This window comes from Candidatus Synechococcus spongiarum SH4, from assembly GCF_000586015.1.
Lineage (GTDB): Bacteria > Cyanobacteriota > Cyanobacteriia > PCC-6307 > Cyanobiaceae > Synechococcus_B > Synechococcus_B spongiarum_F.
This window is the reverse complement of sequence record NZ_JENA01000225.1, coordinates 1-2,681: the sequence shown is the minus strand read 5'-3', so window position 1 is coordinate 2,681 and position 2,681 is coordinate 1. Positions and strand designations below refer to the sequence as shown.

The 2,681-nt window shown below is 65.3% G+C and carries 4 protein-coding genes; 3 read left to right on the top strand and 1 reads right to left on the bottom strand.

Annotated features, from left to right (window positions below; genetic code table 11):
* Positions 1 to 1,541 (top strand): autotransporter outer membrane beta-barrel domain-containing protein (locus BG35_RS13230; RefSeq protein WP_034418202.1); only part of this gene is annotated, 1,541 nt, incomplete at its 5' end.
* Between the two features lie 277 nt (positions 1,542 to 1,818).
* Here BG35_RS13230 and BG35_RS13750 read toward each other — a convergent pair.
* Entirely contained in the window at positions 1,819 to 2,037 is a 219-nt protein-coding gene (locus BG35_RS13750) for a hypothetical protein (RefSeq protein ID WP_236619841.1), read from the bottom strand.
* Here BG35_RS13750 and BG35_RS0108825 point away from each other — a divergent pair.
* Both BG35_RS0108825 and BG35_RS11160 read left to right on the top strand, forming a co-directional pair.
* Entirely contained in the window at positions 2,036 to 2,422 is a 387-nt protein-coding gene (locus tag BG35_RS0108825) for a penicillin-binding transpeptidase domain-containing protein (protein ID WP_236619840.1), read from the top strand. The two genes, BG35_RS13750 and BG35_RS0108825, sit on opposite strands and share 2 nt — an antisense overlap.
* A 73-nt stretch (positions 2,423 to 2,495) precedes the next feature.
* On the top strand, positions 2,496 to 2,681 hold a 186-nt coding region (locus tag BG35_RS11160; RefSeq protein WP_034418200.1), incomplete at its 3' end, for a transaldolase family protein.

The following is a 2,681-nucleotide window of genomic DNA, read 5'->3' as shown; positions in this document are numbered from 1 at the left end:
TAGGGGAGGACGATGACGCCACGAACGACAGCGCCAACCTCAGCCACACTGCTGCTGGCGGCGGTTACAACAGCGTCACCGGCAACGTGGCGGTGACCATCACGGATAACGACATCCCAACGGATGCCCTCACCGAGGCCGTGAGAAGCTGGCAGGTGCGTTTTGGCCGCACCGTCGCCCAGCAGGTGGTGAATGCCGTGGAAGGACGTTTCAGCGCCAATCCCCAAGCCGGTCTCACCCTCACCGTGGCGGGGGAAGAGCTGACAGGCGCCACGCCGTTGGCGGAGAACGAAGAGGCATTATCCAAGGTGTTGGGGTTCGAGAGTGTGAGTAGCCAGCAACTGGCGCAGGGTTCTTCCTTCTCCTTCTCCCCCCGGATAGCAGCCGGGCAAGGCCCGGAGGAAGGGGCAACACCCCGGCTGGCCCTCTGGGGTGAAGGGGCGCTCTCCTCCTTCCGTGGGCAGGAAGACACCCTCTCCCTGACTGGGACCGTAACCACCGCCCTGGTTGGAGCGGACTGGCGGACGGAGCGCTGGCTGGCTGGCGCTGCCCTCTCCCACTCCTGGGGCAACGGCTCCTACGCGGGAGAGGGGGACAACGATGGTGGTGCAGACTTCAGCAGCACCCTGCTTGGCCTGTTCCCCTATGGCCGTTACGCCCTCACCCCGCGACTGGGCGTCTGGGCCGTGGCCGGGTACGGCCGGGGCAAGCTCTCCGTCACACCCGATGGCGCCGAGAGGGAGTACCGGCCCGGCAGCACCATGGTGATGGGCGCCGTGGGCATGGACGGCCTACTCATCGATGGCGGTGCCGAGGGGCTGAGCCTCACCACCACCATCGACCTGCTGAGCCAGAAGACCACCACCGAGCAGGTGGATGCTCTCTCCTCCAGTGAGGGCAGCGTCTCCCGGCTGCGGGTGGGGTTGGCGGCGGGCCGCCCCTTCCCCCTGGCCAACGGTGCGGCGCTGCTCCCCTCACTGGAGGTGGGCATGAGACAGGACAGCGGCGATGCAGAAACCGGCTTCGGGCTGGAGGTGGGCGCAGCTCTGGCATGGAACGATCCACAACGGGATATCAGTGGCGAACTGAAGGGGCGCTCCCTGGTGACCCATGCGGCGGAGGAGTTCCGGGAGCAGGGCTTGGCCCTCTCCTTCGCCTGGGACCCCTCCCCCACCAACCGGGGACCCTCCCTCGCCCTGGGTCACACCATGGGGGCTACTGCATCCGGCATGGATGCCCTCCTCAATCCCACTGTTCTGGAGGGGTTGGACGACGCCAGCACCGGGGGGCAGCAGTTCGAGGCGGAGTTCGCTTACGGCTTCCCCGCCCACAACGACCGCCTCACCATGACCCCAGGGGTGGCAGTGGCCCTCTCCCCCACCAGCAGCAACACCTCCCTCCGCTGGTCCCTGACGCCCTACTCCCAGCAAAGCCAGACACCACCCTGGGAAATCGCCCTCCAAGGAGAACGGGAAGAAAACACCACCACAGATACCCCCGTGAATCATTCCCTCAAACTTGACTTCTCCCTCCTCTTCTGACGAGAGGCCATGGGATGGAGGAGGAGCGCAACGGTTTGGTCTGCCAAGCACTGTTTTTCTGCGTCCCTTATCCAAAACTCGGGTTACTACTGCTGGCCGGTGGGCCCAGGAGTGGGCGGAGGCGGTCACCAGTTGGGGGGTGCTCACACTCTCAAGACCCAACGGTTTGGCCAATACCTGCCGATTCTCCTGCAACGGGGTGGTGGCGCAGTGACGGTGACCCTTTGGGGAACATCCCAGGTGGCGGCAGTGAAGACGAGGCGATTGGGATTGATGCTCAGGCCACTGCCCCTTGGCCGGTGATGGCCAAGCGCAACTCCCTGCTGATGCGCACCGGCACATTGGACGGCCCGGTGTTGTCCGACACAGAGTCCGGGTGGTGGGTGTGGCGGAGCGCTCGTCGGATCGTGCATCCACCACGGCACGTATAGGGAAATGGCGGCTGGCTGGTGCGGCCCCATGTTGTGCAGGGGTTGCGCAACAACGGGAACGCCATGGTGGCTACCCCCAGCCATCCCCGGCGCAAGCGGGTTTTCCAGGAGGCATCCACCGCCACGGTGCGCAACTGGATGGCAGCAGCCACCAGGCTGGCGCAAGCCCCCGGAACCGGGCTGCATCATCCCGTTGCCGGCAAGAGCGGCACGTCTCAGAAGGCGCTCCATGGCGGCTACGACCCGGACACCGTTACCACCAGCTTCGTGGCTCACCTGCCCACGGATCAACCTCGTTTCGTGGTGTTGGCGGTGGTGGATGAACCCCGTGGCGAGGATGCCTACGGCGCCACCGTGGCGTTGCCCGTGGCGTATCGCGTGATTGACAGCATCATGGCGTTGGACAACCTGCTGCCTGCCCGCACGGCGCCGGTTGACGGAAGCCTTTAGGGATTCTGGCGGCTTCCGGCCATGGCCCGCATCATGGCTAGCGTTGACGTGATCCCTCGTTTTTCTCTTTCCCATGGCCTCTCTGCTGGAGCAGTTGTCTGCCATGACCACCGTGGTGGCAGATACCGGTGACCTGGAGGCAATTCGCCGCCTCACCCCCCAGGAAGCCACCACCAACCCTTCCCTCATCCTGGCCGCTGCCCAGCTTCCGGACTATCAGGAGTTGATTGACGCCACCCTGCGGCAATCCCGGCGGGTC